Raw genomic sequence first — 25,970 nt, forward strand, 5'->3', positions numbered from 1 at the left:
ACACGTTACCGGGGCGCTCGACGCGGGCGCCCCGGACCGGTGGCTGTGCGGGTCAGTGGGTGGCGAGCCACTGCTCGGTGAAGCCGGCCTCGTTGCTCAGCAGCTCGAGCAGGTGCTCGGAGATCGCGGCCTCGATCTTGCCGCCGAACAGCGGGATCTTCACCTCGATGGTGCCGCTGATGGTGGCGATCGAGCCGGTGCCCTCGTCGGTCAGGGTGACGGTGGCGTTGACCTTGGCGGGCGCGCCGTCGACGTGGGCTTCGATGGTGCCGGTCGTGCCGGTGTAGCTCTCGGTGCGGGGAATCACCAGGTCGCCGGGGCGGACCGCGGTGATCGCGGGCGGCAGCTGATCGGCGGGGATCGACTGGACCATCTGCACGCGCACCTGGTCACCCGTGCCACTGAAGGAATCCAGCCGGGCGCCGGGTCCGCCGACCTCTTCGATACGGGCCTTCCAGTACTGCTCGTCGGAGAACGCCGCGCGCACGGCCGCGACCGGCTTGGTGTAGCGAGCCGTGTACGCCAGAGGTGTAGCCATGCGCGACAGGCTACCGTCTTCAAACGTGGGAACAACACAGGTGGTGTCCGCCGATCAGGTGCGTGACCTCCTCGCCGATACCGGCGCGGTGGTGCGGGAATCGGTGCGTTTGTCCGAACTGACCACCCTGCGGGTCGGCGGGCCGGCGCTGGTCGCCGAGTGCGGCACCACGGAGGCGCTGATCGCCACGGTGTCGGCGCTGGACACGGCCGGTATCCGGGTGCTGCTGATCGCGGGTGGGTCGAACCTGCTCATCGACGACGCCGGCTTCGACGGGGTCGTCGTCCGGGTGGCGACCACCGGCGTGCGGATCGGTGCCGACAGTGTGTTCGCGGAGGCGGGCGCCAACTGGGACGAGGTCGTCGCGGCGACGGTGGCGGCCGGCCTGGGCGGACTGGAATGCCTGTCGGGGATTCCCGGCTCGGCCGGGGCGACGCCGGTGCAGAACGTCGGCGCGTACGGCGCCGAGGTGTCCACGCTGCTGCGCCGGGTGCGGCTGCTCGATCGCGCGACCGGCGAGGTCCGCTGGGCCGAGCCGGGCGAACTCGGCTTCGCCTACCGGACCAGCGTGCTCAAGCACAGCGACGCCGCGGTGGTGCTGGCGGTGGAATTCGGGCTCGACCCGTCCGGGCTGAGCGCGCCGCTGCGCTACGGCGAACTCGCCAAGGTGCTCGGCGCGGGCGACGGGGAGTCCCGCCCGGCCGCGGCGGTGCGCGCGGAGGTGCTGCGGCTGCGCGCGGGCAAGGGCATGGTGCTCGACTCCGCCGACCACGACACCTGGAGCGCCGGCTCGTTCTTCACCAACCCCGTCGTGGCCGAGGACCGGTTGCCGCAGGTCATAGCGGCCATCACCGCGCACCTCGGCGAAGTATCGGTGCCGACCTACCCCGCGCCCGACGGCACCAAGCTCTCGGCGGGCTGGCTGATCGAACGCGCCGGATTCGCCAAGGGCTTCCCCGGCGAGCAGGCCGCGGCCCGGCTCTCGACCAAGCACACCCTCGCGCTGACCAACCGCGGCGCGGCCACCGCCGCCGACATCGTCGCGCTGGCCCGCACGGTCCGCGCCGGCGTCGAGGACCGTTTCGGCGTGACGCTGGAACCGGAGCCGGTGACGGTCGGCCTCACCCTCTGAGCCCGGCGGCGCCGCGGCGCGGTCGGTAGCCCGGCGTACATTCGATGCCGTGAGCAAACCTTCGGTAACCGCCTCGTTGCGTGCGCGCGGGACGGCAGTTCGGCATGTCCGGCGCGCGTTGGCCGCCGACAGCGGTGGCGTGGGTGTTCGGCGCGGGCGCCCCGTGGTTGCGGTGATCTTGCTGGCGGCGCTGGTCGTGCTGACCGGCTGCACGATCGACCGGTCCGGCGGCGACGCCGCGCAGGCGGGGCCGGTCGCGCGGGTCACCATGACGCCGGCGGCGGGGGCGACCGATGTCGCGCCGGTCACCCCCGTGTCGGTGACGGTCGACGGCGGCCGGATCGACCAGATCGCGCTCACCAACGCCAACGGCAAGCAGGTCGCGGGCACCTTCGGCCCCGATCGCGCGAGCTACCAGGTCACCGAGCCGCTCGGCTACGACGCCACCTACACCTGGACCGGCACCGCGATCGGCACCGACGGCAAGCCGGTCCCGATCGACGGCACCTTCCGCACGCTGACACCGAAGTCGACGATCCCGGCCACGATCAATATCGGTGACGGCCAGGAGGTCGGCATCGCCGCCCCGATCATCATCAAGTTCACCGGCCCGGTGACGAACAAGGCCGCGGTGGAGAAGGCGCTCACCGTCACCACCGATCCGGGCACCGAGGGCTCGTGGGCGTGGCTGCCCGACGACGGCGGTTCGCGGGTGCACTGGCGGCCGAAGAACTACTGGACCCCCGGCACCACCGTGCACGTCGCGGCCAAGCTGTACGGCGTCGACCTCGGCGGAGGCGCGTACGGCGACTCCGATCTCACCTCCGACTTCACGATCGGCCGCAGCCAGATCGTCATCGCCAACGCCCCGAGCCATCGCATGCAGGTGGTCCGCGACGGCCTCACCGTCTTCGACTTCGCCGTGTCCTACGGCGAGGGCAACGAGCCGCGCAACGTCACCCGCTCGGGCACCCACGTGGTCACCGAGAAGTACGAGGACTTCATGATGTCGAATCCGCCGTACTACACCAACGTTCGCGAGCGCTGGGCCGTCCGGATCTCCAACAACGGCGAATTCATCCACGCCAATCCGGAATCCCTGTCCGCCCAGGGCTCGTCCAACGTGACCAACGGCTGCATCAACCTCTCACCCGCCGACGCCCAGGCCTACTTCCCGACCGCCCGCTACGGCGACCCTGTCGAGGTCACCGGCACCTCCATCGAGCTCTCCCAGGCTGACGGCGACATCTACGACTGGGCCATCGACTGGCCGACCTGGCAGTCCATGTCGGCGTTGCCCGCCGGTTCCTCGTCGGGTGGATCGGCCGCCGGGCCACGCTAGCGCGAGTACCGGACTTCGCCATGGCCCGGATGCCGACGCACCCCGCACGCTGAACGCGTGCGGGGTGCGCTGTTCTGCCGGTGTTTCGTCACACCAGGGCCGGGGTGCGGCTGGGCCAGCGGGGGTGGTTGCGGTCGATCACGTATGAGTGGGTGTGCTGGTAGCGGCCGGGGGTGATCTCGACGGCGTCGGTGAGGATGGCCGGGTCGACGGTGCCGAGCTCGTGGATGTGGGTGATCTCGGTGGGATCCTGGCGGGGCCACAGCCGGATCGCCGCGATGGCGCCGAGGGCGGCGATGACCGACAGGGTGACCCAGGTGGTGGTGAAGCCGGCGGTGGTGGCCAGCCAGCCGGTGATCGGGTAGGTGATCAACCAGGCGAGGTGCGACAGCGAGAACTGGGCGGCGAAGATCGCCGGGCGATCCTCGGGCCGGGCCGAGCGGCGCAGGACGCGGCCCGTTGGCGTGAGGACCAGGGCGGTGCCGACGCCGATGGTTGCCCAGGTGGCCAGGGCGGCGGCCCAGCTCCAGTCGCCGATGCCCGTGGTAGACAGCGTGATCGCGGCGACCAGGCCGGTGACCAGCACGGCCGCGCCGGTGAGCATCACCGGACGTTCACCGCGCCGGTCCAGGATCTTGGGCAGGGTCAGCGCGACGAGCATCGTGCCGAAGCCGTTGGCGGCCAGCAGCAGCGCGACGCCGGACTGGTCGCCGCCGAGCACGTCGCGGGCGTAGTTGACGGTGTTGACCATGACCACCGAGCCCGCGGCCGCGACCACCAGGTTCAGGCCGAGCAGGCCGCGCAGTCGCGGGGTCGCCGCGAACAGCCGCAGGCCTGCGGCGAGCCGCTGCCCGATCGCGCCGTCGCCCACCACCGCGTTCGGGATGCGCGCCGCCAGCACCAGGGCGACCGAGACCGCGAAGCCGATACCGGTGCCGACGAACAGCCAGTGAAAGCTGATCACGCTCAGCGCCAGCGCCGCCAGCATCGGGCTGAGCAGGGTTTCCATGGTCGCGGCCAGCTGGGCGGCCGAGAGCGCCTTCGTGTAGTCGCGCTCGTCGGGCAGGATGTCCGGCAGCACGGCCTGGTAGGTGGGGGTGTAGGCGGCCGAGGCGATCTGCAACAGGGTGATCAGCACGTAGATCTGCCAGATCTGGTCGACGAACGGCAGCGCCAGCACGATGCCGCCGCGAATGCCGTTGAGCGCCATCAGGAATTGCCTGCGCGGTAGGAGCCCCGCGTAGGCGCCCGCGATCGGGGCGACGATGACGTAGGCGACCATCTTCAGCGTCAGCGCGGTGCCGAGCACGATCGCGGCGTCGCCGCCCGCCAGCTCGTAGGCGAGCAGGCCGAGGGCGACCGTGGTGAGCCCGGTCCCGAACAGGGCCGCGACCTGCGCCGTGAACAGCAGGCGGTAGTCCCGGTGGGCGAACAGTGAGGTGGTCATGACGGTCGTCCCTCCCGGACATGCATGGTCTGTTATCTGCGTACTGATGCAACTATATACCCATGGGGGGTATTCCGGTCAAGGGGTGGAAAGTCTCCGCTTGACCTGAAGGGAAGTTGAGGTAGCACCGTTGTGCGCAGCGGCGGCCACGCGGCCGCCACCTGAGTCGGAGGAACACATGAGCGCCACGGTTGAGCACGCCCGCACCGCCATTCGCCCGCTGCGGGTCGTCGTCGTCATCGGCAGCACCAGGGAGGGGCGCTTCGGTCCCACGGTCGCCGACTGGTTCGTCCGGCTGGCCTCGCTGCGCGACACGATCGAGGTCGACGTGGTCGACACCGGTCGGGTCGAACTGCCCAGTGCCTTCGGCGCCACCGCCGAGCATCCGTCCGTGGCCGAGGCCACCGGCAAGCTCGCCCGCGCCGACGCCTTCGTCGTGGTGACACCCGAGTACAACCACAGCTACCCGGGCACCCTCAAGAACCTGATCGACACCCACCACACCGAGTGGCAGGCGAAACCGGTCGGCTTCGTCTCCTACGGCGGCATCTCCGGTGGGCTGCGGGCCGTGGAACACCTGCGCCCGGTCTTCGCCGAACTGCACGCGGTCACCGTCCGCGACTCGGTCGCCCTGCCCCATCCCTGGGGCAGATTCGACGACGCGGGCGCGCTGACCGACCCGGACGCCGCCGAAGCCGCCGCCGCGGTCCTGCTCGACCAGCTGATCTGGTGGGCCGAAGCCCTGCGCGCCGCCCGCGCCGTCCGCCCCTACGGGAAGTGATCGCCGTGCTGACCAGGACCGCGACCACCCCGCCCGTCGCCCGCGACCCCATGCGCATCGCGCTGGTGCTGGTGGTCGGCATGATCATGGCGACGCTCGATCAGACGATCGTCAACGTCGCCATCAACAAACTCTCCGTCGAATTCGACGCGGGACTGAGCACGATCCAGTGGGTGGCCACCGGCTACTCGCTCGCCCTCGGCGCCGTGGTGCCGACCTCGGCCTGGCTGGTCGGCCGCTTCGGCGCCAAGCGGCTGTATCTGACGGCGATCGCCGCGTTCGCGGTCGGCTCGGTCCTGGCGGGGCTGGCCTGGAACATCGAGTCGCTCATCGCGTTCCGGCTGGTGCAGGGCGCGAGCGGCGGCCTGCTGATGCCGGTCGCGATGACGATTCTGCTGCGCGCGGCCGGACCGGAGCGGCTGGGGCGCCTGATGAGCACGCTCGGCCTGGCGATCCTGGTCGGCCCGCTGCTGGGTCCGGTGATCGGCGGCTACCTCATCGACGAGGTGTCCTGGCGCTGGATGTTCTTCCTGAACCTGCCGCTGGGCGCGCTGGTGCTGGTGCTGGCGGCCCGGGTGGTGCCCGACGACGCGCCGGAGCCGCCGCGGCCGCTCGACGTGATCGGCCTGCTGCTGATGTCGCCGGGCCTGGCGCTGGTGATCTACGGCGTGACCGCCGCGGGGGAGAACGCCGGTTTCGTCTCGGCGTCGGTGCTGGTGCCGCTGCTGGCGGGCGCCGGGCTCATCGTCGCGTTCGTGCTGCGCTCGCTGAGCACGCCGGTGCCGCTGCTGGATCTGCGGGTCCTGGGCAACCGCACGACCGGGATCTCCGCGACCCTGCTCGCGCTGTTCGCGAGCGGCTACTTCGGTTCGATGCTGTTGCTGCCGCTGTACTTCCAGGTGGTTCGCGGTGAATCGGCACTGGTGGCGGGCGCGCTCGGGATTCCGTTCGCGCTGGCGTCGGGCGCCACCATGCAGGTGGCGGGCCGGTTGATCGATCGGATTCCGCCCGGTCGCTACCTGCCGGTGTCGATCACGGTGGCGCTCACCGGTTTCGTGCTGTTCGTGCTCCAGCTCGACGCGGACGCGCCGTACTGGGCGCTCGGCCTGACCATGCTGCTGATGGGCGCCGGTGGCGGCGGCACCATGATGCCGGTGATCACCACCGCCACCCGGCCGCTGAGCCGGGAACAGCAGCCGGCCGGGTCGACGGTGCTGAACATGATCAGCACCACGGCCATGGCGGTCGGCACCGCGGTGAGCTCGGTGACGCTGGGCGCGCTGCTCCCGGTGACCGGCGGGCTCCAGGCCCTGCACGGCATGGACCAGGTCGAACGCGCCGAGCTGGCCCCGGCCCTGGCCGAGGCTTTCCAGCACACCTACTGGATCGCCCCGGTCATGATCGCGCTGGCGATGATCCCGGCGCTACTGCTGCCGCGTCGCTAGCCGGTCGGCCACACCACCGCCTGGGCGACGATGACGTTCGTGCCGTTGAAGGTGACGGCGGGGCCCTCGTGCAGTTCGTAGCCGAGGGCCAGCGCCGCGCTCACCCGGCGGCAGAACGTCTCGTCGTCCGGGCCGGTCAGCACGCGGTAGATCGGTAGCCCGTCCGGTGGTTCGCTCATGCGGGCGATTATCCGCTAGGCGGACTCGCTCGCGCGTTCCTTGCTCAGCGTCTCGGTCTGATCGGTGCTGAGCCCCTGCTGCTTGGCCAGCAGGTCGCGGATCTCGATGAGCAGCTCGGTCTCGGTGGGCTCGGCCGCCTTGGTGGTGCCGAAGCGGTTCTTCAGCGACTTCATCGGGAGCATCAGCACGAAGTACAGCACCGCGGCGACCATGAAGAAGTCGATGAACGCGGTGATGATCGGGCCGAGCGCGATGAAGGTGGCCGGCTTGTCGGCGATCAGCTGGACGCCCAGGCCCAGCTCGTTCGACGAGCCGAACACCGCGAGCAGCGGGTTGACGATGCCCTTGGTGAACGAGGTGACGACGGCGGTGAAGGCGGTGCCCATGACCACCGCGACCGCGAGGTCGATGACGTTTCCGCGCATCAGGAAGTCTTTGAACCCGTCGAACACGGACTTGATACTGCGCATCGGTGGAGCACTCCTAAGACTGGCTATCGGCAAACGTGGTGATGCTAGCGACCGCCCCAACTGGTAGCGAATTCGTAGCTATGCCGTCGGCCGGTCCTGGGCAGTATCGGCCCCGACGGGCCGGGCCGCCACTCGGGCAGCGCTGGTCCCCGGATTCGGTTGCCCGGTCCGGGGATTGAACGCCGCAGGTCAGGAGCGTCGCGCGAAGCTGCCGGGGCCCGCCTGGTCACGGGGCTTGACGACGATGGTGTCGAGGTTCACGTGCGCGGGCCTGCTCGCGACGAAGCCGACGATCTCGGCGATGTCCTGGGCGTAGAGCGGATCGATGCCCTGGTAGACCTTGGCGGCGCGCTCGGCGTCGCCGTCGAAGCGGACCAGGGAGAACTCGGTCTCCACCGCGCCGGGCGCGATCTCGGTCAGCCGCACCGGCTGCCCGAGCAGCTCGTCGCGCAGGGTGCGGTGCAGCACGGCCTGGGCGTGCTTGGCCGAGGTGTAGCCGGCGCCGTTCGGGTAGGCGTGGAAGGCGGCGATGGAGGTGATGGTGACGATCAGGCCGTCGCCGGAGTCGACGAGTTTCGGCAGCAGCGCCTTGGTCAGGCGCAGGGTGCCCAGGACGTTGGTCTCCCACATCCAGCGCCAGTCGTCGAGGTCGGCCTCGGCGACCGTGGCCAGGCCCTTGGCGCCGCCCGCGTTGTTGACCAGCACGTCGACCCGGTCGATCGAATCGGTGAACGCGCGCACCGACTCCTCGACGGTGACATCCAGCTCGACGGCGGTGCCGCCGATCTCCTCGGCGAGGCGCCGCACCCGATCGAACCGCCGGGCACCCACGTAGACGTGGTAGCCCTGCTTGGCGAGTTCCCGGGCGGTGGCTTCACCGATTCCCGAGCTGGCTCCGGTGACGACGGCGGTGCGAGTGCTCATGTGGATTGATCCTATTCGCCGTGGATTCGCCGTCGCCATGGCTGGGATCACCGTGATGTGTACCGGCGTTAGCCTGTCGGCATGGCTATTCGTGATGCTGTCAGTGCCGACGGAACCAGGATCGTCTACCGGGTGAGCGGCCCGGAGACCGGCAGGCCGCTGGTGCTGCTGCACGGCTGGGCGGGCAATCTGCGCTGCTGGGGCGGGGCCGCCGACGATCTGGCCCAGCGCTACCGGGTCATCGCCGTCGACCTGCGCGGGCACGGTTACTCCGACGATCCGGGCGCGGGCTACGACGATCCCAAGGCGTGGGCGGGCGATGTCGCCGCCGTGCTGGCGGCCGAGGGCATCGAATCGGGCGCGGTGTTGCTGGGCTGGTCCTACGGCGGCATCGTCGCCACCGACTACCTCGCCACGCACGGCAGCGCCGCCGTCGCCGCGGCCGTCTACTGCGGGTCGCAGGCCGGTATCGGCCCGAAGGTGCCCGGCGCGGCGCCCGGCTCGGCCATGGAGAAGGCGATTCCGGGTGTCTTCGACGAGGCGGCCGGTCGCGCGGTGCGGGGTTTCTCGGTGTTCGGCAATGCCAATACCGGTCCCGGCGCGGACAAGGGCGTCGATGCTCAGCGGCTGTTCGGCATCAGCCTGGCCACCCCGCCCTCGGTCCGCAAGGCGCTGTTCTACCGCACCGTCGACAACACCGGCACCCTGCGCGGCCTCGACATCCCGGTCCTGGTCCTGCACGGCACCGAGGACCCGGTGGTGCCCGCGGCCAACGGGCAGTACATCGCCGACAATGCCCCTAACGCCAGCATCTCGCTCTGGGAGGGCGCCCAGCACGGGCTCTTCATCGAGGACCGGCCGCGCTTCTTCGCCGAGGTCAGCGCGTTCATCGACGCGCTGGACTGAGTTCCGGCGCCCGCACCGCGCCTTTCTTGCTGTGAACTATCAATGTTTCAGAAATGCGGGTGCGGGCAGCCTGACCTGCCTAACCTCTCTCGCACGGTCTCGTTCTCGGCCGGGCAGGGAGGTGACGCATGAGCGTCCTGGCACGGTGTGGGTTGCTTCTCGTCGCGGGGCTGGTCTGCGCCCAAGCGGTCGCCGGCGCGGCGCCGCCCGATCCGCGCGGCATCGATGCCGCGCGGCTGATCTCGGCGACGCCGGGGCAGGGGCGGGTCGTCGACCTGGTCGTCTACTCGGGGGCGATGGGCAAGCCGGTGCACGTCGCCGTGCTGCCCGCCGCCGACCGGGCCTCGTCGGCGCCGGTCCTGTACCTGCTCAACGGGGTCGACGGCGGCAGCACCACCGGTGACTGGCGCGACGGCGGAAACTGGCTGACCCGCACCGACTCCGAACAGTTCTTCGCCGACAAGCAGGTCACCGTGGTGATGCCGATCGGCGGCGCCGGCAGCTACTACGCCGACTGGCGCGCCGACGATCCGGTGCTCGGTCGCCAGCGCTGGACGACCTTCCTCACCCGCGAACTCCCGCGCGTGATCGACGCCGAATTCCACGGCACCGGAGCCAATGCCATCGCCGGTGTCTCGATGGCGGGCACCGCGGCCTTCCAGCTGGCCCTCGCCGCGCCCCAGCTCTACCGCGCCGTCGGCAGTTACAGCGGCTGCGTCTCCACCAGCGGTCCGCAGGGGCACGCCATCGTCAATACCGTCGTCTCCGGCCAGAACGGTGACCCGGTGAACATGTGGGGACAACCCGGCGACCCGCTCTGGGCCGCCAATGATCCCTTCCTGCACGCGGATCGGCTGCGCGGCCTGGCCATCTACGTGGCCTCCGGCACCGGCCTGCCCGGCGACCTCGACACCACCGCGGGCCCCGGCATCGGCGGCGACACCATGAAGCTGATCGATCAGTTGCTCGTCGGCGGCGCGCTCGACGCGGTCACCGGCCTGTGCACGCGCCAATTGGCCGTCCGCTTCGGCGAACTCGGCATCCCCGCCACGGTCGACCTGCGCCCCAACGGAACCCACTCCTGGGGCTACTGGACCGACGACCTGCATCGCTCCTGGCCGCTGTTCGCCCGCGCCCTGCGCGTCGGCTGAATCGGATATTTGCTGCCGGATCGCGTGCTCACCGGTCCTCGGAAAAGAGTCCGGTGAGTCTTTTCACAGCAAATGCGAGGCGATTCCGGCTGTCCGCTGGGTTCGCAATATTGCGCTCTATGGGAACGGTTTCGGCGCAGGTCATCGGCAATGTTTCAGCAGGTCGGGTTGGTGTCGGACGCCGATGTGATACGACTGTGATTGTGCTTCGGGCCTAAGGAGTTCGAACACACAGGGCGCCGATAAATCTTCTGGTAATCGTCACAATGTTTCGGTGAATTCGTGTGTAGCGTTCGGGAATGCCGTTTGATCGCAGAGGAAGTGGGTTCGGCGTCGAGAGTGGAGTTCGATGATGTTCGGTCGGGCAGTGGGCACTCGGATCGCCGGAGTTGTGCTGGCGGTGCTCGCCGGGACGGTGGCCGCGGGTCCCGCCGCGGCGGAACCCGCGGCGCGGATCGAGGATCGGCGGATCGAGGCCGATCACACCATCGACATCGGGGTGTACTCGCCCGCGATGGATACCGTCGCCAGGGTGCGGGTGCTGCGGGCCGCCGACCCGAATTCGCCTGCGCCGACGCTGTATCTGCTCAACGGGGTCGGCGGCGGCAGCGACGGGAACTGGCTCGATCGCACCGATGTCGTCGAGTTCTTCAAGGACAAACAGGTCAATGTGGTGATCCCGTTCGGCGGCGCGGGCAGCTACTTCGCCGACTGGCGCACCGACGATCCGGTGCTCGGCAAGCAGCGTTGGACCACCTTCCTCACCAGGGAACTACCGCCGGTCATCGACGCCGCGTTCGACGGCACCGGCGCCAACGCCATCGCGGGACTGTCGATGGCGGGCACCGCGGTGTTCCAGCTCGCGCTCGCCGAACCGGGGCTGTATCGGGCGATCGGGTCCTACAGCGGGTGCGTGCGCACCAGTGACCTACGCGGACAGGCGATCGTGAGCGCGGTGGTCGGCAGCAGGCTCGGCAACGTCCGCAACATGTGGGGGCCGCCGACCGATCCGGCGTGGACGGCGCACGATCCCTACCTGCACGCCGAGACCTTCCGCGGCACCGAGGTGTATCTGTCCTCCGGCAACGGGATTCCCGGGCCGTTCGACACCATCGGCATCCAGGACGACCCGGTGCAGCGGACCATGGAGCTGCTCTTCGGCGCGTCGCTGGAGGCGGTCACCGGCGCGTGCACCCAGCAGCTGCGCGACCGGCTGCAATCGCTCGGCATCCCCGCGACCGTCGATCTGCGGCCCAATGGCACCCACTCGTGGGGCTACTGGCAGCAGGATCTGCACAAGTCCTGGCCGATGTTCGACAAGGCGCTGCGGCGCTGACCCACCGCGAACGCGATGTCCGGAATTCGCTGGCACCGATCTCGCGAATCCGGCAGGCTCGTGTCGACACACACGTGAACTCACTCACGAATACCCTGTGACGACCGTCACCGATCCCGGTAGGGATGTCGGCGGCGGCGTCGCGGCGTGCACACTGGAGGGTGTGAGTCAGCGTCGTCCGGAACTTTTGCCCCACCGCATCGCGGTGCTCTCGGTGCATACGTCACCGCTGGCGCAGCCCGGAACCGGCGATGCGGGCGGCATGAACGTCTACGTGCTGCAAACCGCGCTCGAGCTCGCCAAACGGGGCACCGAGGTGGAGATCTTCACCCGCGCGACCTCGTCGGATCTGCCGCCGGTGGCCGAGGCGGGGCCCGGCGTGCTGGTGCGCCACGTCGTCGCCGGACCGTTCGAGGGCCTGGACAAGAACGACCTGCCCACCCAGCTGTGCCCGTTCACCGCCGAGGTGCTGCGCCAGGAGGCGCGCCACCTGCCCGGCCACTACGACCTCGTGCACTCCCACTACTGGCTCTCCGGCCAGGTCGGCTGGCTGGCCCGCGACCGCTGGCGGGTGCCGCTGGTGCACACCGCGCACACGCTGGCCGCGGTGAAGAACGCCGCGCTCGCCGAGGGCGATGCCCCCGAACCCGAGACCAGGGTGATCGGCGAGAAGCAGGTCATCGCCGAGGCCGACCGGCTCGTCGCCAACACCGGTGACGAGGCACGCCAGCTCGTCGACCTGTACAGCGCCTCGCCTGATCGCATCGACGTGGTGCCGCCCGGCGCCGATCTGACCAGGTACCGGCCCGGCGACAAGCTCGCGGCCCGCGCCGAGCTCGGCCTGCGGGCCGACGAGCAGGTCGTCGCCTTCGTCGGCCGTATCCAGCCGCTCAAGGCCCCCGACGTGCTGGTCCGCGCCGCGGCCGCGCTGCTGCGCCGCGACCCCCGCCGCAAGCTGCGGGTGCTGATCGTCGGCGGACCGTCCGGTTCCGGCCTGGCCCGCCCCGACGCGCTGATCGAGCTGGCCGCCGACCTCGGCATCACCGACCACGTCACCTTCCTGCCGCCGCAGCCCGCGGACCGGCTGGTGCAGGTGTACCGCGCGGCCGACGTCGTCGCCGTGCCCAGCTACAACGAATCCTTCGGCCTGGTCGCCATCGAGGCGCAGGCCAGCGGCACCCCGGTGCTCGCCGCCGACGTCGGCGGCCTCGGCACCGCCGTGCGGCATCGCGAATCCGGTCTGCTGGTGCCGGGACACCGCACCCCGGACTGGGCCGACGCCCTGGCCGCCCTGCTCGACGACCCCGATCGCCTGGCGCGGATGAGCGCCACCGCCGTCACGCACGCGAGCGAGTTCTCCTGGGCGCACACCGCCGAGGGGCTGCTCGACAGCTACGCTGCCGCCATGGCCGGGTTCCGCGCCGAACGCGGCCCGATCGCCCTGCACGCGGGCGAGACCAGCCAGGCCAGATCGCGGGCGCTGTGGCGGCGCCGGACGGGAGTACGCAGGTGAGCGCCGTATCGCAGGTCATCGACGACACGCTGCGCGACCGCGAGATCGAATACACCCGCCACACCGACGACACCTTCATCGTCGTGCTGCCCGGCGAACGCAAGCTCAAGACCACCGTGATGCTCACCGTCGGCAAGCACGGCGTGCGCATCGAATCGTTCGTCTGCCGCAAGCCGGACGAGAACTTCGAAGGCGTCTACAAGTACCTGCTGCGCCGCAACCGCCGCCTGTACGGCGTGGCCTACACCCTCGACAACGTCGGCGACATCTACCTCGTCGGCCGCATGTCGGCCGAGTCGGTCACCCCCGACGAGCTCGACCGCGTCTTCGGCCAGATCCTCGAGGCCGTCGACACCGACTTCAACATCCTGCTCGAACTCGGCTTCGCCGAATCCATCCGCAAGGAATGGAAGTGGCGCGTCTCCCGCGGCGAGTCCCTCAAGAACCTGCGCGCCTTCGAGCACCTGATCGACGAGGCCGACCAGGTCTGACGGTCGCTCGGCACCGACAACGAAGCCCCGCCGGTCACCGACCGGCGGGGCTTCGTCACGTCAGCGGTTCGACGTCAGCAGTTCGACGGGACCGGCTCGTTGCGGAAGCGGGACTCGACGTAGTTCCAGGCGTCGACGAAACCGGCCGCGGCGGCGGTCATGTGCTCGGAGATCTCGATCGTCTGCAGCTGCACAGGGGCGCCCTTCGAGCAGAAGTGCGCGACCGACTCGGCGACCGGACCGTACGGGGTCAGGGTGTCGTACTTGCCCTGCCAGATGTAGGTCGGCGCGGTGGGCGCGCCGGTGAAGTGCACGAGGCTGTTCTCACGCAGCACGCCACGCGCGACCTGGCTGGTCATCAGTTCCTTGGACGCCGCCATCTGCTCGGCATTGCGGAAGATGCCGTGGAACAGCAGGAACCGGCGGCACGCGTCCTTGGTGAACTCACGGAACCACAGGCCGTTCTCGTTGAGCTGGTCCGAGACCGGCACCTGCTCGGGGTACTCGCGCTCGATGCCCATCGCCGCGGCGAAGGCCAGGCCGAAGCCGGGGTGCGGCGCGAAGCCGAGGGCGTCGGCCATCAGCTCCAGGTCGGCGGGGATGCCGCCGGCGACCACGGCCGACAGCTTCAGCTCCGGCGCGTAGGTCGGCTGCAGCGCACCCGCCCACGCGGTGGCCATGCCGCCGCCCGAGTACCCGGCGATCGCGACCGGCGAGTTCCCGACACCCAGCTCGGCGACCTTCTGCACGGCCCGCACGCTGTCGAGGGTGACCATGCCGCTGAGCTTGGCCGCGCCGTAGGCGACGGTCGGGCCGAGGTAGTCCGGGACCGAGATGGCCCAGCCGCGCTGCAACGGCAGCATCGCGCCGGGCGCGTCCTGCAGTTCGCCGTTGAACAGCGACTGCGACGGGTTGCAGCGGGTGCCGATCGAGTTGATCAGCGCCTGGTACGACACCAGCGGCGGGTTCTTCACGCCGATCGGCATCAGCACGGTGGTGACGCCCATGATCGCGTTGCCCGCCGAGTTGGTGGAGCGGAACGCGATCTGCCAGCCCTCGGTCCCGGGGTAGAGCAGGGTGTCGATGCGACGCTTGCGCACGACGTCACCGGGCGCGAGCGCCGCGATGTCACTCGGTGCCGCGAAGAACGGATCCGGATCGGGGGTCGGATACAACGGGTTCGCCCCCGCCGGTGTGGCTAGGAAGCCCACCGACAGCAAGCTCAACACCAATACGACAAATTTCGACACAGCTATCCTTCATCAGAGTTGTGCTGCCCAGCTGACTAGACCCGACCCGCGTCGAAGTATCTAACGAAAATGGGCCGTGCGTACCAACCAGTAGTCAAAGTGTCGTGTGCCACATGCTGTGATCCCTCACATCGCGTGGTCCGCACGGCCCTGTTGGGCTGCGACGACAAGGTGCCGGGCACCGCGCGGACAGGAGGGGTGATGACGGCACTCGCACTCGACATCGGGGCGACGAAATTCGCTGCGGGACTGGTCGATCCGGATTTCACGCTGCGTGGCGTGCGCCGCGCGGCCACCGCGACCGACGACCCGTGGACGGCCTGTCGCGACCTGCTGCGCGTTGTGGCGGGCGACACCGAGGTGACCGCCGTCGGGATCGGTTCGGCGGGCCCGGTCGACGTGCCCGCCGGTGTCGTCCGGCCGCTGAACCTGCCGCCGTGGCGCGACGGATTCGCGATCGTCGAGCACGTGCGGGCGCTGTTCCCGGCCGCAGCAGTGCGGCTGGCTATCGACGGGGCGTGCCTGGTACTGGCCGAACATCGGGTCGGCGGGCTGCGCGGGGTGGCCGACGGGCTGGCGCTGACGGTGTCCTCCGGGGTCGGCGGCGGGATCATCGCGGACGGGCGAGTCCTGGTGGGGCGCACCGGAAACGGCGGTCATCTCGGGCACATCGTCGTCCCCGGTGACGACACCCCGTGCGGCTGCGGCGGGTTCGGCTGCGTCGAGGCGGTGGCGAGCGGGCTGTCCACGGTGCGCTGGGCGCGCGAGCACGGCTGGGCGGGCACGACCGGCATCGAACTCGCCGAGGCCGCCCATCGGGGCGACCGGGTGGCGACCGCCGCGCTGGCCCGGGCGGGAACCGCACTCGGACAGGCGGTTTCCAGCGCCGCCGCCCTGCTCGATGTGGACCGCGTGGTGATCAGCGGCGGCTTCGCGCACTCGGGCGAGCCGCTGTGGGGGCCGTTGCGCGCGGCGGTCGCCCGGCACGCGCGGCTGGAGTTCGTCCGCGGGCTCACGGTGGAGTTGTCGACGCTGGCCGACGGCGCGACACTCGTCGGCGCCGGGGTGCTGGCGGTGGAGGCGGACGCGGCGTGATCTTCGGGGCCATTGCGCCCGCATAGCAGGTGGGTGGGCCGGAAGTATCGGCGAAATGCCAGAATGACCCCATGACCTACACCCTCGTGCTGCTGCGCCACGGCGAGAGCGAATGGAATGCCCTCAACTTGTTCACCGGCTGGGTGGATGTGCACCTGACCGACAAGGGCATCGCCGAGGGCAAGCGGGCCGGCGAGCTGCTCGCCGAGCACGACGTTCTGCCCGACATCGTCTACACCTCGCTGCTGCGCCGCGCGATCAGCACCGCCAACAACGCGCTCGACGCCGCCGACCGGCACTGGATCCCGGTCATCCGCGACTGGCGGCTCAACGAGCGCCACTACGGCGACCTGCAGGGCAAGAACAAGGAGCAGGTCCGCGAGCAGTACGGCCAGGACCAGTTCATGCTGTGGCGCCGCAGCTACGACACCCCGCCGCCGCCGATCGCCGACGACAACGAGTACAGCCAGGAAGGCGACCCGCGCTACGCGGGCATCGAGGTCCCCAAGACCGAGTGCCTCAAGGATGTCGTGGCCCGGATGATCCCGTACTGGGAGACCACCATCGCCCCCGAGCTGCTCACCGGCAAGACCGTCCTGGTCGCCGCCCACGGCAACTCGCTGCGCGCGCTGGTCAAGCACCTCGACAACATCTCCGACGAGGACATCTCCAGCCTGAACATCCCCACCGGCATCCCGCTGCGCTACGAGCTCGACGAGAACTTGCGCCCGGTCAAGCCCGCCGAGTACCTGGACCCGGAGGCCGCCGCCGCGGGCGCCGCCGCCGTCGCCAGCCAGGGCGGCAAGTAGTAGTTCCCCGGACCGGCCCCGCATCGTTCGCACGGTGCGGGGCCGTTCCGTTGCCGGTCAGTCACACAGCGCGTGGGTGAGCAGCGTGCCGATCTCCGCGGCGGTGTGCGTGCCGGTGAAGGAGAAGGTGACCGCTCGTCCGCCTTCGGTGGCGCCGGAGACGGCGGTGAAGCCCCGCACACCACCGACGTGGCCGACGAAGCGGGCGCCGCACGGAAGCCGGGTGTAGCCGACGCCGAGGCCGTAGGACATGCCGTCGTCGCCGCCCATATCGACCCCGTCGAGCATGGGCAGCAGTTGTGTCAGCGACACCACCCGACCGGCCAGCAGCGCGGTGTAGAAGCGATTGAGGTCGGCCCCGGTGCTGACCAGCGCGCCGGACGCCCACGGCACCGACGGCTCCATCAGCGTTTCGTCGGTGACGCTGCCGTCGACGGTGGTGTAGCCGGTCGGATGCGGATCGCGCAGGCCGGTCTCGCCGGTGGCCGGAAGATACGTGCCCGACAGCCCCAGCGGCGCGAAGATCCGCTCACGCAGCTCGTCACCGTAGGCGCGTCCGGTCACCGCCTCGATCAGCATCCCCGCGACGATGTAGTTGGTATTCGTGTATTCGAACCGCGCGCCCGGGCTGAACCGCGCCGGGTACCGCAGAGCGAGGGCGATCTCCTCCGCTGGAGTGAAGGTACGCCCGAGCCGCGCCGCCGCCGTGTGCTCGTCCACCCCCAGGGCCTCGATCGGCTCGGGCAGCCCGCTCCGATGCCCCAGGATCTGCCGGACCGTGATGACGCGACCGTCGATGCCGTCCCCGGTGAGCAGCCCGGGGAGGTACATATCGACCGGTCGATCGAGCTCGACCTTGCCCTCGGCCACCAGTTGCAGCACGACCGCTGCGGTGAAGGTCTTGGTGATACTGCCGACCCGGACATGCTGCGGCGGATCGGTGGGCATCGGCGTCGTGAGGTCGGTCGTGCCCGCGGCCAGGACGATGGTGCCGTTGTCGGTGAGCGTCGCGAGCGCGCCGACAGCGCCGGAGCCGATCAGCCCATCGAGATCCGCCTGCACGGTGTCCGCGCGGGTGGCGACCCCTGAGGGCAGCGGTTCCGCCGCACCGGTCGTGCAGGACGACAGCAGCACGGCGGTTGTGCAGATCGCGAGAGCAAGAACTCGGGTACGCATGATCCGACGGTAGAAATCGCCGACCGCCACGCGCATCGGTCTGCGGTACTGCCACCGCCTCGGACCGGAGTACGGGCCCCGACCGACGAATCACCAGATGACACCCCAGGATTCGGCGATCGACCCCGCGATGTCACACCCACCCCGGCTACGTCGTCACCTCGGTAGACGCCGCGAACAACGCGGCTGCCGAAGGAGGCTCCCCATGCACACCGCGTACATCATCGTCACCGTCATCGCCGCCCTCTGGGTCGGCTTCTCGGCCTTCTCGCTCCTGCGCCGAGCCCCCTTCGTCGTCGACCCCCTGATCGAATACGGCGTCCCCCAAACCTGGTGGACGCCCCTCGGCCTCGCCAAAGCCGCAGGCGCCCTCGGCCTGCTCCTCGGCCTCTGGATCCCCGCCCTCGGCATCACCGCCGCCATCGCCCTCATCCTCTACTTCCTCGGCGCGGTCATCACGGTCCTCCGCGCCCGCTCGTACAAAACCGTCGCCTTCCCCCTGCTCTACCTCCTCCCGGTCGCGGTAGCCCTGGGCCTCGGCGCCGCCGCCTGACTGACCCGTCCCTGGGATCCGGAGCGCCGGATCCCAGGTGGTCTCTCGTATCTGGTTGGCGCATAGTCGATTTGAGTGATTCGTATAGGCATCACCGGCGGCGTAGGTTCGCTCGCATGGTCTCGCCGCCGTCGAATTTCTCGAGCTGGTCGAGGACCTACGCGCCATGGAAGCCGATCCCACCGTCGACCTCCGCCCGACATTCAGCTATATCCTGATCGTGGGCGATACGCCCGAACAAGACCTGGATCCGGTGATCGAACAGCTCGGTCCGCGCGCCAAGGAGGCGATCATGACGACAGCTGAGCGCCTGCGCGCCGAGGGCGAGGCTCGTGGTGAAGCGCGGGGCAGAGCCGAGATCTTGGTCGAGCAGCTGATCGAGAAGTTCGGCACTGTGCCCGCCGAGCTGTCGGCACGGGTCCGGACGGCGGATCTGGATCGGTTGCGTCTGTGGGCACGCCGAGTACTCACCGCCGACACCCTCGACGAAGTCTTCACCTGACCGGCACGCGTCGGGTGTGGCCACGCCCCACCTCGGTTTCGCCGCTTCCATAGCCCAGATTCCGCTACGTGGCCGCAGCCCCCGGCCGCGGCCACGCCTCGCCTTCACCTGGGTAAACGAAGCGCCGGATCACCGGTTGGTTACATCGCGCAATCACCCGATCACCCAGGTGGAAATTCGGCGGCGATTGCCGATGCCAGCTCGATGAGTTTCCCCTCGGTTGCGGATCGAGACGTTTCGATATCACCCTGCGAGAGGTCGAAACGGAGACTGAACCAGACCTTTCCCTTGCTCTGCGGGATGACCAGGTCGCAGTACGGCTTGTCGTAGACCGCCTCTGTGACACAACCTATTTCGCCGTCCCGGCCGGCAACCTGAATCGCGCGAAACTCCCGAGTTCCGACCTTCGGCGATCCGGGGATCCAGTCGCTACTCGCGGCCACCTGCAAGGTGTAGTCCTGGCCGACGGCTCCGGTGCCGGAGTAGGTACAGCCGGCAGCGGCCTCGCTGGCGGGCGCCATTCTCCCGCTCTGGGACAGGCCGGCGAGCTCGGGATCATCGAGGTGATGCCGACTGCGCAGCGCAGGCGAAATATCGGTGCATGGGTTGAACGTCGTCGGAAACCCGGTGTCCGCCCTCGGCGACGAGGACTCGGGCACGCCACACGCGATCACTCCGCCGACCGACGTGAATGCCAAGACAGCCAAGATGCGGCCGGGCATTTTTCTAGGGCTTTGCCGGTACAATTTCTTTTCCTGCCAAGAATCGTGTCATTTGGTCCGTATTGGTCACCAGGCCGCTGTTGAGAGCGCCGGTGTAGGTCGTCGAATAGAACTGGGTGAAGTCGTTGATTTTGGCATTCTGGAACACGCCGTTCACTGCAGCCTTCGAATCTGCACCGGTAAGAGTGCTTGCATCGACCGGATTCCCTGAGCTGTCAATCAGCGTTACGGGCTTGCCGTCCTTGTCGAGGACGTACTCCGGTAGCTGGCCCTGCTGGTGCAGTTCGTCCAAGACGACCTGGCGGATACCGAGGTTGGATCCGGACTGCAAGTCTCCCACGCTGGGGGGAACCCATCCCTCGGGCTTCGGTTCGGGGTTGATCTTCTCCATCACCGCGCCGTAGCCCTCATCCTTGAGCACGTCGAATACTTGGTTGGCGATCGGGGCACCCGGGACACGGTTGGGCACTTCGAGATTGTCGATGGTCAGCGCCTTGACTATCTCCCCCGCCTTCTGCCTGTTGTCGTACACCTCCTGCTGTGTGTTGTTGTGCTCGCTGATCTTGTTTTGATCCTGGTACGTCAATGCGTTGGAGATGGCATTGGTGTACCGGCCGTCGAGGCTGCCGAGATCGGGCGCGTTTGTTTGGAGCCACTGTCCGGGGTTGCCGGCCCCCTCGGTGAATGCTCTGTCAATCATTTCGGTTTGATACTCTTGACGTGCCGTCTCCAGGATCAGTCGACCGCCCTCGGATTGGCTGGACAAGAACAACAATCGGTCGGCATCATCCTGGCTGAGTACCGTGTCCCCATCATTGCGGCCCGGCTGGGTCGGGTCGTCCCCCACCTTGGTTTGGTCGGTATCGGGATCGATGTACGAATCGATATTGTTGGCCATGATATTCGCCATCGAGTCGGACAGGTGGGGGTTGGTGTTGAATGCGCTGACATTGTTGGCGAATACGGTCGTGTCGCCTTCGGCTTTGAGTGAAGCTCGCTCCGACACCGAAAGTTCGCTGTTGGGATTGCTCTCCGGTGCGAAGTAGTCGGGTAGTTCGGCGAGGGTTTGCCGAGCGCGCACGCCTTCTTCGCCCGGCTTCTGCGTGTCTTCGGCGATCCAGTCCAGCAACCCTGATGCGGCCTGGCCGTCGTCCGGCCACTCGTTGCGGAAGATGGTGTTCCGGAATTCCTCCGCGTTGAACGGGCGATCGTTCTTGTACTCGGAGCCGATGTCGGGCGTTGCGGGCAGGTCGTTGCCGGTCAGCAGCGAGTAGCTCACATCGTCGTTGCGGGTCGCGACGTCGAGGAAGCGCTGTGCGCCCTCTTGCATCTCCTCTCTGGCGCCTTCGGGGAATCCGGGCGGCATCTGGCCGCTCATGTTCTTGTCGACGTTGTTGAGGTAGGAGACCATGCTTTCGCTCTGGCGACCGAGTTCGACGCCGAGTTGCTTGCCGGGCTGCATGCCTGCGTCGGACTGGCTCAGCAGTTCGCTGAACTGGCCCAATTCCTGATAGCGATCGACCAGTTGATTATCGCCGCTGTACACCCCGGTGAAGTCTTCGGCGCGACCCGAGATGAGGTTTTGCATGTCCGGCGGCAGGTTGGCGTACGAGCCTTTGGAACCATTGCTGGTTCCCACCTTCTCGTTGGTCATCGCGAGCACGGTGTTGGCGAGGTTGTTCCGTTGCGCGGCAGCAGTTGTGTCGCCGGCGTTCTCGCGCGCGAGCAATTGCTCGTTGAGGCCGAGGAGGCCGTCCTTGCCCGCAGCCTGGAAGAACGTCTTGTAGTAATCCTGCGTGCTCTGGGGAAGAGTGTTGACCTCGTTGCCGGCGGCCAGCTGATCGATCTCGAACTGGGTGAGTGCCGGTTGCGGCATCTGGGCGAGGATCTCGTCGATCTTGGCTTTGTCGTTATTCTTGACGGCCTCGGCCAGTTCTGCGCCGTCGTCCTTGCCGAAGCGCCCGGCTTGGGTGTCGGCCGCGCTGACGTCCAGGCTGGAGCCCAGTAGATCGCCAGCAGACCGAATCTCGGTCGCCTGCCCGGTGATGGCCTGGACCGCTTTGGTGACGGCGTCCTCGAACGGATACAGGGCGTTGTTGATCAGCTGTTGATGGTCGCGACGCACATCGGCTTCGACGTTGTCGTAGTCCATCACCTTCCACACGTCGTCGACGGTCATTCCGAGGTTCTGCGCGTCGGATACCTTGCCCAGCAGCGTCGTACGGTGCGAAACCACGTTGTCGACCTGCTCATTGATAACGGTGACGAGTTCGTCGACCTCCAGCGCCAGCTTCTGGACTTGGAGATGATCGCCCGCGACGCGGTCGTACGCCGCCAGGTACGTGGCCCCCGACCAACTGGCCTGCATGTCCCGCATATGGGTAATCGTCGTATCGGCGCACACCATCAGCGCACTACGTGCCGCGGCGACCTGGGTGCCCCACGTCTTCACCGCTTCCAGGTCCCACTTCTCGACCGCTGAACGCTTATGCATTGTGCACGTCCAGCTCGGAAAGCTTGCTGCCGAACTCTTCGTCGGTCATCTGCAGGTTGTCGGCGCAGGTGGTGCACAGCGTGGCGACCTGCTTGTAGCGCTCGGCGGCCCGCAGGAAGGCGCCCTCGACGGCCAGTGCGGCCTGCGCGGCAGCTTCCGGGATCAGGAATGTCGCGTCATTCGTGCCGTCCGGGAGCGACGCGTCCAGCGTGCTCGCGCTGGAACGGACGTCCAACGCATCGATGCTCTCGCCCGCGTTGGTGAGTTTCACCGTGAGCGCGCGTATCTGGTCGATGTCGGCCTTCAGCATTGTTCTCCATGGGTTGACCGCACTCCGGCGGAAATGAGTTCGCTGCTCGGCGGTGCTGGAGCATTCAGCTGATCGCCGGGACGGATTCTGGTGACCGGAACGAACGCGCCGAAGCGGCGGTGAGTCGGGCGGCGCACACGACGGCGGGTGGTCCCCGCATAGGTGGCTGGTCGCGACATTTCTCCCCCGTTCCATGTCCGCCGTGAGGCTACCAGCCGATCGGCGCACCGGCCTGGGCTGGAATGGGCGGTGGTGGCCGCGGTCGGTCTCGTGCGCCATGACCACTCGAGCACCTATATCGTGTGCGGAAGATCGGGCGCTAGGATGCGGGTGGGCATCGTTGGGAGGGGATCCTGTGGCTATCGGTGGGGATGCTGCCGCGCAGCTGTGGAATGCGGCGTCGTCGGGGCAGTTGACGATGGAGCCGGATGCGGCTCGGGACGTGGCTCAGGCGTATCTGCGGTTCGCGGCGATGTGCGGGACCTGGAGTATTGACGCCGGGCGTCTGCAGGACATATCAGGGTTCGGGGCACTCGACTCGGCGCTGAGCTTGCAGAAGGGTTTCTCGGACAAGGCGGCAGCTGCGCGGCAAGTGCTCGAGCAGCTGGAGTCGGCAGCACGGAAGATGGCGGACGGATACCTGCAGGCTGCGGGAATCCTTGCCGAGGCGGACCAGCTCAACGCAACGGCGTTGAGCACGATTGCTGGACAGGCAGGACAATGAAGGCCGCACTGATCACGGGCTGTGTCCTTGTCGCACTGGCTGCATCTGGGTGCAGTTCGTCGACAGGTTCCGACAGCGCCGATCCGTCGGGATCGGGGACTTCGACCGCGACGCAGGCGGCGCGTCCGACGTTGACGGATCCGAAGCTCCAGCCGCCGTCGCAGGACAACAAGTACACGCAATCGACCGGGCGGCCGAAGGTCGTCTTCGACCCTTGCACCTGGATCACCGACGCCGATATCGAGTCGGTGGGTTTCCGTCCCGGCTCGCGGAAGCGCGGATCCGATCTCGTCGCGGAGTACACGTTCTTGACCTGTGATTTCCGTACCCCGGACAGCGCCATGTCGCTCGGGCTGGACTCCGGCAACGTCACGTGGGAAGAAGACCTGCAAAAGAACGGGTACGTGCTGGAGCCGACGACGGTCAACGGTCGCCAGGCGGGACTTCTGCGCGGCGAGAAGGGGGACGAGTCGCTGTGCAGAGTCCACCTGCGAACAAATGCCGGCATCGTCATCGTCCGGACCCACAGTCTGGACCTCGGACGGAGCCAGAACCTCGACCCCTGCGCCAACATCATGGAAATCGCCTCGGTCGTAGAGAAATCCATCGGTAAGGAGAACTGACCATGGCTGACGGGGGAGGATCGCAGAATCCGCTGAGCGTGATTCTGCCAGGGCTGGATCAGCAGGTCAGCGGGCGACAGCAGCAGTCGGGTGCTGAGAAGCAACAGGAATCGCTCAGTCACGGCGGTGTCGATCCGAAGTACATCTCTCAATTCGAGCCGTTCGATAGTTTTTCGCACCAGGAGATCTACGACGCCGTGCAGCAGATGCAGCCCGGCGTGATGCAGCAATTCGGTGATCAGTGGGTCGCGATGTTCACCGAGATCTCCGGTGCGGTGACCGGACTGATGATCCAGACCGCGCGGGCATCGTCGAGTCTGCACGGCGAGTTCGCCTCCGCCGGTGAGGCTGCCGGGCGGAAGTTCGTCACCGAGGCGACGGACGTGTACACGGTGCTGTCGGCGGTAGGGCATCGGGTGAAGGCCGCGGCCTATGGCGCGGAGGCGGTGAAAGTAGCTGTGCCGGCGCCGATCAACGCGACTGTGGTGGCCGACCCGGGGACGTCGGTGCCTGCGACCTTGGCGGAACTCGCGGTTCCCGGGTCGGCGGCGGCTACCGACCGAGAGAAGGAAGACCGGCGCCTACAGGCGATCGCGGCGATGAAACTGACCTACGAGCCGACCTACGGCCCCGCCGGGGAGAACGTGCCGACCTTCGTCGCACCCACCCAGCCGGGCACCGTCGATCCCAATGATCCGGGCACCGGTGGTGGCGGCTCGAACAACGGCGGCACCACCAACGGCGGGGGTGGAACCACCACCGACGACGGGACGACGACCGGCGAGGACCCCGGCACCACCGAGGAAACCACGCAACCCGGGACGACGACCGACGACGACGAGACGACCACGGCGGGTACGGATACCGAGGACAGCGGCGGTTCCGACGACTCGCAGGGCGACGACAGCAGCACCAACCCGGCGGGCACCACGCCCGCCTCGACGACACCGGCGTCGACCACCCCGGGGACCAGCCCGGGTGGTGGCGGTTCGCCGGGGTCGGGGTCGCCGGGCGGTTCGAGCCCGGGTGGCGCCACGTTGACGCCGGGTGGGTCCGTCGCTGGTCGGGCGCCGGCGGGTGTCGGCCAGAACCTCGCTGCCGCAGGGCTTTCCGGGGCGGCGGGCGCGGCGGCCGGGCGTGGTATGAGCCCGGGCATGATGGGCGCGCCGGGTGCGCGCGGCGGCGGGAAGGACGACGAGGAAGAACACAACGCACCCGACTACCTGCGCCGGGTGCAGCCGGAGCTGTTCGGGGACGAGATTCCCGCGGTGCCCGAAGCGATCGGCTCGGACGCGCCGTCGACGCGGGTCGCGGACCAGGGCGGCGCGGGGGCATCGTGAGCTGGACCTTCACCGCCGACGAGTTCGCCTTCGTCTGGCAGGGGGAGACCGGCGCCGACCGGTACCCCTTCCCGTTGACCGTGTTTTCGGACGCTCCGACCCAGGGCCGCTACGAGGAATTGGCCCGCGCCGCGGCGCAGCTCTGGCCGACCGGCGCCGACCCCGATCTGACCGCGGTGTTGCGGCACGCGGCGCGACCGGACACCGCAATGGCGGTCTTCGATCAGGCCGGGCCCCGGCTGCGGGCCTATGGCGCGCGGTCGGGGGAGCGCGGTGTCGTGATCCGGCAGTACGACGACAACAGTGTCGAGGTGTTCTCCGGCAGCGCCGGGATGGTGACGCGCGCCTTCGCCTCCTTCCTCGGCGAGCTGCCCGCGGGACAGGCGGGCCACCTCGTCGAGGACGTCGACCGCCTGGCCGCGCACTTCGAATCCTGGCAGCGCGCAGCGGATTCCGTCGCCGAGCGGATGCACCGGCTCACCGCGTCGCCGCGCGCGGCGTCCGGGTACATCGAGGCCAGGGTGGGCCTGCACGCCGAGCGCGCGACCCCGGCCCGGTACCTGACCTGGCTCGACGTCACCGACGACGGCCGCTACCTGAGCTACCGGCGATTCCAGGATCTGCATATCGAACCAGCGGGCAAGCAACGCCTGATCGACGCCATCGAAGCCATCGCGACCGCTCCCGCGCGCGGCGACTGAGATCCGGAACGCTTG

General features: G+C 68.6%; 27 protein-coding genes. 17 read left to right on the forward strand and 10 right to left on the reverse strand.

What is annotated here, in order from left to right; genetic code table 11:
- Window positions 1-52: 52 nt before the first annotated feature.
- Window positions 53-538 carry a DUF2505 domain-containing protein gene (locus ACFYWJ_RS08405; protein ID WP_355274080.1) on the reverse strand — a complete coding sequence of 162 codons (486 nt, stop codon included), beginning with the start codon at window positions 536-538 and terminating at the stop codon, window positions 53-55.
- On the opposite strand from ACFYWJ_RS08405, the gene ACFYWJ_RS08410 reads away from it, so the two are divergent.
- Both ACFYWJ_RS08410 and ACFYWJ_RS08415 read left to right on the forward strand, forming a co-directional pair.
- Window positions 537-1,670 carry a UDP-N-acetylmuramate dehydrogenase gene (locus ACFYWJ_RS08410; RefSeq protein ID WP_387161188.1) on the forward strand — a complete coding sequence of 378 codons (1,134 nt, stop codon included), beginning with the start codon at window positions 537-539 and terminating at the stop codon, window positions 1,668-1,670. The two genes, ACFYWJ_RS08405 and ACFYWJ_RS08410, sit on opposite strands and share 2 nt — an antisense overlap.
- Window positions 1,671-1,833: 163 nt before the next feature.
- Window positions 1,834-3,012: an Ig-like domain-containing protein gene (locus tag ACFYWJ_RS08415; protein WP_355274077.1), complete on the forward strand. Its 1,179-nt coding sequence runs from the start codon at window positions 1,834-1,836 to the stop codon at window positions 3,010-3,012.
- A gap of 88 nt (window positions 3,013-3,100) precedes the next feature.
- Here ACFYWJ_RS08415 and ACFYWJ_RS08420 read toward each other — a convergent pair whose 3' ends face one another.
- Window positions 3,101-4,459, reverse strand: coding sequence for an MFS transporter (locus ACFYWJ_RS08420; RefSeq protein WP_355274074.1), 1,359 nt, complete (start codon window positions 4,457-4,459; stop codon window positions 3,101-3,103).
- Window positions 4,460-4,637: 178 nt separating this feature from the next.
- Here ACFYWJ_RS08420 and ACFYWJ_RS08425 point away from each other — a divergent pair, with 178 nt between their 5' ends.
- Window positions 4,638-5,240, forward strand: a complete 603-nt coding sequence (locus ACFYWJ_RS08425; protein WP_355274071.1) for an NAD(P)H-dependent oxidoreductase — start codon at window positions 4,638-4,640, stop codon at window positions 5,238-5,240.
- A gap of 5 nt (window positions 5,241-5,245) precedes the next feature.
- Window positions 5,246-6,685 carry a DHA2 family efflux MFS transporter permease subunit gene (locus ACFYWJ_RS08430; RefSeq protein ID WP_355274068.1) on the forward strand — a complete coding sequence of 480 codons (1,440 nt, stop codon included), beginning with the start codon at window positions 5,246-5,248 and terminating at the stop codon, window positions 6,683-6,685.
- Here ACFYWJ_RS08430 and ACFYWJ_RS08435 read toward each other — a convergent pair.
- From ACFYWJ_RS08435 to ACFYWJ_RS08445, 3 genes are all read right to left on the reverse strand, one after another.
- Window positions 6,682-6,864, reverse strand: a complete 183-nt coding sequence (locus ACFYWJ_RS08435) for a DUF1737 domain-containing protein (RefSeq protein ID WP_355274065.1) — start codon at window positions 6,862-6,864, stop codon at window positions 6,682-6,684. The genes ACFYWJ_RS08430 and ACFYWJ_RS08435 overlap by 4 nt on opposite strands.
- 15 nt (window positions 6,865-6,879) lie before the next feature.
- Window positions 6,880-7,335: a large conductance mechanosensitive channel protein MscL gene (mscL, locus tag ACFYWJ_RS08440; protein WP_378823972.1), complete on the reverse strand. Its 456-nt coding sequence runs from the start codon at window positions 7,333-7,335 to the stop codon at window positions 6,880-6,882.
- Between the two features lie 189 nt (window positions 7,336-7,524).
- On the reverse strand, window positions 7,525-8,259 hold the full coding sequence (locus ACFYWJ_RS08445; protein WP_355274063.1) for an SDR family NAD(P)-dependent oxidoreductase: 735 nt from the start codon (window positions 8,257-8,259) through the stop codon (window positions 7,525-7,527).
- 81 nt (window positions 8,260-8,340) lie between these two features.
- Between ACFYWJ_RS08445 and ACFYWJ_RS08450 the strand changes: the two genes are divergently transcribed.
- The 5 genes from ACFYWJ_RS08450 (at window position 8,341) to ACFYWJ_RS08470 (ending at window position 13,656) form a co-directional block, all read left to right on the forward strand.
- On the forward strand, window positions 8,341-9,165 hold the full coding sequence (locus ACFYWJ_RS08450) for an alpha/beta hydrolase (protein ID WP_355274060.1): 825 nt from the start codon (window positions 8,341-8,343) through the stop codon (window positions 9,163-9,165).
- A gap of 128 nt (window positions 9,166-9,293) precedes the next feature.
- Window positions 9,294-10,316, forward strand: a complete 1,023-nt coding sequence (locus ACFYWJ_RS08455; protein ID WP_355274058.1) for an alpha/beta hydrolase family protein — start codon at window positions 9,294-9,296, stop codon at window positions 10,314-10,316.
- 352 nt (window positions 10,317-10,668) lie between these two features.
- Window positions 10,669-11,652 carry an alpha/beta hydrolase gene (locus ACFYWJ_RS08460; RefSeq protein WP_387161196.1) on the forward strand — a complete coding sequence of 328 codons (984 nt, stop codon included), beginning with the start codon at window positions 10,669-10,671 and terminating at the stop codon, window positions 11,650-11,652.
- Window positions 11,653-11,806: 154 nt separating this feature from the next.
- Window positions 11,807-13,165 carry a D-inositol-3-phosphate glycosyltransferase gene (mshA, locus tag ACFYWJ_RS08465; protein ID WP_355274654.1) on the forward strand — a complete coding sequence of 453 codons (1,359 nt, stop codon included), beginning with the start codon at window positions 11,807-11,809 and terminating at the stop codon, window positions 13,163-13,165.
- On the forward strand, window positions 13,162-13,656 hold the full coding sequence (locus ACFYWJ_RS08470; RefSeq protein ID WP_355274055.1) for a YbjN domain-containing protein: 495 nt from the start codon (window positions 13,162-13,164) through the stop codon (window positions 13,654-13,656). Before mshA ends, ACFYWJ_RS08470 begins: the two co-directional genes overlap by 4 nt.
- Window positions 13,657-13,730: 74 nt before the next feature.
- Here ACFYWJ_RS08470 and ACFYWJ_RS08475 read toward each other — a convergent pair whose 3' ends face one another.
- A complete protein-coding gene (locus tag ACFYWJ_RS08475) occupies window positions 13,731-14,906 on the reverse strand; it encodes a lipase family protein (RefSeq protein ID WP_355274052.1) in 1,176 nt (391 codons plus the stop codon).
- Between the two features lie 201 nt (window positions 14,907-15,107).
- Here ACFYWJ_RS08475 and ACFYWJ_RS08480 point away from each other — a divergent pair, with 201 nt between their 5' ends.
- Both ACFYWJ_RS08480 and ACFYWJ_RS08485 read left to right on the forward strand, forming a co-directional pair.
- A complete protein-coding gene (locus ACFYWJ_RS08480; protein WP_355274049.1) occupies window positions 15,108-16,001 on the forward strand; it encodes an ROK family protein in 894 nt (297 codons plus the stop codon).
- Window positions 16,002-16,072: 71 nt separating this feature from the next.
- Entirely contained in the window at window positions 16,073-16,810 is a 738-nt protein-coding gene (locus tag ACFYWJ_RS08485) for a phosphoglyceromutase (protein ID WP_355274046.1), read from the forward strand.
- A 57-nt stretch (window positions 16,811-16,867) separates the two neighbouring features.
- Here ACFYWJ_RS08485 and ACFYWJ_RS08490 read toward each other — a convergent pair whose 3' ends face one another.
- A complete protein-coding gene (locus tag ACFYWJ_RS08490) occupies window positions 16,868-17,986 on the reverse strand; it encodes a serine hydrolase domain-containing protein (RefSeq protein ID WP_355274043.1) in 1,119 nt (372 codons plus the stop codon).
- 205 nt (window positions 17,987-18,191) lie between these two features.
- Between ACFYWJ_RS08490 and ACFYWJ_RS08495 the strand changes: the two genes are divergently transcribed.
- Together ACFYWJ_RS08495 and ACFYWJ_RS08500 are read left to right on the forward strand one after the other, a co-directional pair.
- A complete protein-coding gene (locus tag ACFYWJ_RS08495) occupies window positions 18,192-18,539 on the forward strand; it encodes a DoxX family protein (protein WP_355274041.1) in 348 nt (115 codons plus the stop codon).
- Between the two features lie 166 nt (window positions 18,540-18,705).
- Window positions 18,706-19,041, forward strand: a complete 336-nt coding sequence (locus ACFYWJ_RS08500; protein WP_355274038.1) for a hypothetical protein — start codon at window positions 18,706-18,708, stop codon at window positions 19,039-19,041.
- 161 nt (window positions 19,042-19,202) lie between these two features.
- Here ACFYWJ_RS08500 and ACFYWJ_RS08505 read toward each other — a convergent pair whose 3' ends face one another.
- The 3 genes from ACFYWJ_RS08505 to ACFYWJ_RS08515 are packed head-to-tail and all read right to left on the reverse strand — an operon-like array spanning window position 19,203 to window position 22,567.
- Entirely contained in the window at window positions 19,203-19,739 is a 537-nt protein-coding gene (locus tag ACFYWJ_RS08505; protein WP_355274035.1) for a hypothetical protein, read from the reverse strand.
- Between the two features lie 28 nt (window positions 19,740-19,767).
- The gene (locus tag ACFYWJ_RS08510; RefSeq protein ID WP_355274032.1) at window positions 19,768-22,257 is read right to left on the reverse strand and encodes a hypothetical protein; all 2,490 of its coding nucleotides are present in this window, start codon (window positions 22,255-22,257) and stop codon (window positions 19,768-19,770) included.
- A complete protein-coding gene (locus tag ACFYWJ_RS08515; RefSeq protein ID WP_355274030.1) occupies window positions 22,250-22,567 on the reverse strand; it encodes a hypothetical protein in 318 nt (105 codons plus the stop codon). The genes ACFYWJ_RS08510 and ACFYWJ_RS08515 overlap by 8 nt, the downstream gene beginning before the upstream one ends.
- A gap of 355 nt (window positions 22,568-22,922) precedes the next feature.
- Between ACFYWJ_RS08515 and ACFYWJ_RS08520 the strand changes: the two genes are divergently transcribed.
- Genes ACFYWJ_RS08520 through ACFYWJ_RS08535 form a run of 4 tightly spaced genes read left to right on the forward strand, consistent with a single transcriptional unit; the run spans window position 22,923 to window position 25,955 of the window.
- Complete coding sequence (locus tag ACFYWJ_RS08520) at window positions 22,923-23,291, forward strand: hypothetical protein (protein WP_355274028.1); 369 nt, start codon at window positions 22,923-22,925, stop codon at window positions 23,289-23,291.
- Window positions 23,288-23,914 carry a DUF3558 domain-containing protein gene (locus tag ACFYWJ_RS08525; RefSeq protein WP_355274025.1) on the forward strand — a complete coding sequence of 209 codons (627 nt, stop codon included), beginning with the start codon at window positions 23,288-23,290 and terminating at the stop codon, window positions 23,912-23,914. The genes ACFYWJ_RS08520 and ACFYWJ_RS08525 overlap by 4 nt, the downstream gene beginning before the upstream one ends.
- 2 nt (window positions 23,915-23,916) lie before the next feature.
- Complete coding sequence (locus tag ACFYWJ_RS08530) at window positions 23,917-25,254, forward strand: hypothetical protein (RefSeq protein ID WP_355274023.1); 1,338 nt, start codon at window positions 23,917-23,919, stop codon at window positions 25,252-25,254.
- Entirely contained in the window at window positions 25,251-25,955 is a 705-nt protein-coding gene (locus ACFYWJ_RS08535) for an ESX secretion-associated protein EspG (RefSeq protein ID WP_355274021.1), read from the forward strand. The genes ACFYWJ_RS08530 and ACFYWJ_RS08535 overlap by 4 nt, the downstream gene beginning before the upstream one ends.
- Window positions 25,956-25,970: the final 15 nt, after the last annotated feature.

The sequence above is a fragment of the Nocardia sp. NPDC003269 genome, from assembly GCF_042888005.1.
GTDB lineage: Bacteria > Actinomycetota > Actinomycetes > Mycobacteriales > Mycobacteriaceae > Nocardia.

Coding starts and splice junctions, on each gene's coding strand:
- ACFYWJ_RS08455 (WP_355274058.1), top strand. CDS start 9,294: ATGAGCGTCCTGGCACGGTGTGGGTTGCTTCTCGTCGCGGGGCTGGTC.
- ACFYWJ_RS08445 (WP_355274063.1), bottom strand. CDS start 8,259: ATGAGCACTCGCACCGCCGTCGTCACCGGAGCCAGCTCGGGAATCGGT.
- ACFYWJ_RS08405 (WP_355274080.1), bottom strand. CDS start 538: ATGGCTACACCTCTGGCGTACACGGCTCGCTACACCAAGCCGGTCGCG.
- ACFYWJ_RS08495 (WP_355274041.1), top strand. CDS start 18,192: ATGCACACCGCGTACATCATCGTCACCGTCATCGCCGCCCTCTGGGTC.
- ACFYWJ_RS08530 (WP_355274023.1), top strand. CDS start 23,917: ATGGCTGACGGGGGAGGATCGCAGAATCCGCTGAGCGTGATTCTGCCA.
- ACFYWJ_RS08485 (WP_355274046.1), top strand. CDS start 16,073: ATGACCTACACCCTCGTGCTGCTGCGCCACGGCGAGAGCGAATGGAAT.
- ACFYWJ_RS08500 (WP_355274038.1), top strand. CDS start 18,706: ATGGAAGCCGATCCCACCGTCGACCTCCGCCCGACATTCAGCTATATC.
- ACFYWJ_RS08480 (WP_355274049.1), top strand. CDS start 15,108: ATGACGGCACTCGCACTCGACATCGGGGCGACGAAATTCGCTGCGGGA.
- ACFYWJ_RS08490 (WP_355274043.1), bottom strand. CDS start 17,986: ATGCGTACCCGAGTTCTTGCTCTCGCGATCTGCACAACCGCCGTGCTG.
- mscL (WP_378823972.1), bottom strand. CDS start 7,335: ATGCGCAGTATCAAGTCCGTGTTCGACGGGTTCAAAGACTTCCTGATG.
- ACFYWJ_RS08450 (WP_355274060.1), top strand. CDS start 8,341: ATGGCTATTCGTGATGCTGTCAGTGCCGACGGAACCAGGATCGTCTAC.
- ACFYWJ_RS08525 (WP_355274025.1), top strand. CDS start 23,288: ATGAAGGCCGCACTGATCACGGGCTGTGTCCTTGTCGCACTGGCTGCA.
- ACFYWJ_RS08410 (WP_387161188.1), top strand. CDS start 537: ATGCGCGACAGGCTACCGTCTTCAAACGTGGGAACAACACAGGTGGTG.
- ACFYWJ_RS08435 (WP_355274065.1), bottom strand. CDS start 6,864: ATGAGCGAACCACCGGACGGGCTACCGATCTACCGCGTGCTGACCGGC.
- ACFYWJ_RS08420 (WP_355274074.1), bottom strand. CDS start 4,459: ATGACCACCTCACTGTTCGCCCACCGGGACTACCGCCTGCTGTTCACG.
- ACFYWJ_RS08460 (WP_387161196.1), top strand. CDS start 10,669: ATGTTCGGTCGGGCAGTGGGCACTCGGATCGCCGGAGTTGTGCTGGCG.
- ACFYWJ_RS08425 (WP_355274071.1), top strand. CDS start 4,638: ATGAGCGCCACGGTTGAGCACGCCCGCACCGCCATTCGCCCGCTGCGG.
- ACFYWJ_RS08515 (WP_355274030.1), bottom strand. CDS start 22,567: ATGCTGAAGGCCGACATCGACCAGATACGCGCGCTCACGGTGAAACTC.
- ACFYWJ_RS08510 (WP_355274032.1), bottom strand. CDS start 22,257: ATGCATAAGCGTTCAGCGGTCGAGAAGTGGGACCTGGAAGCGGTGAAG.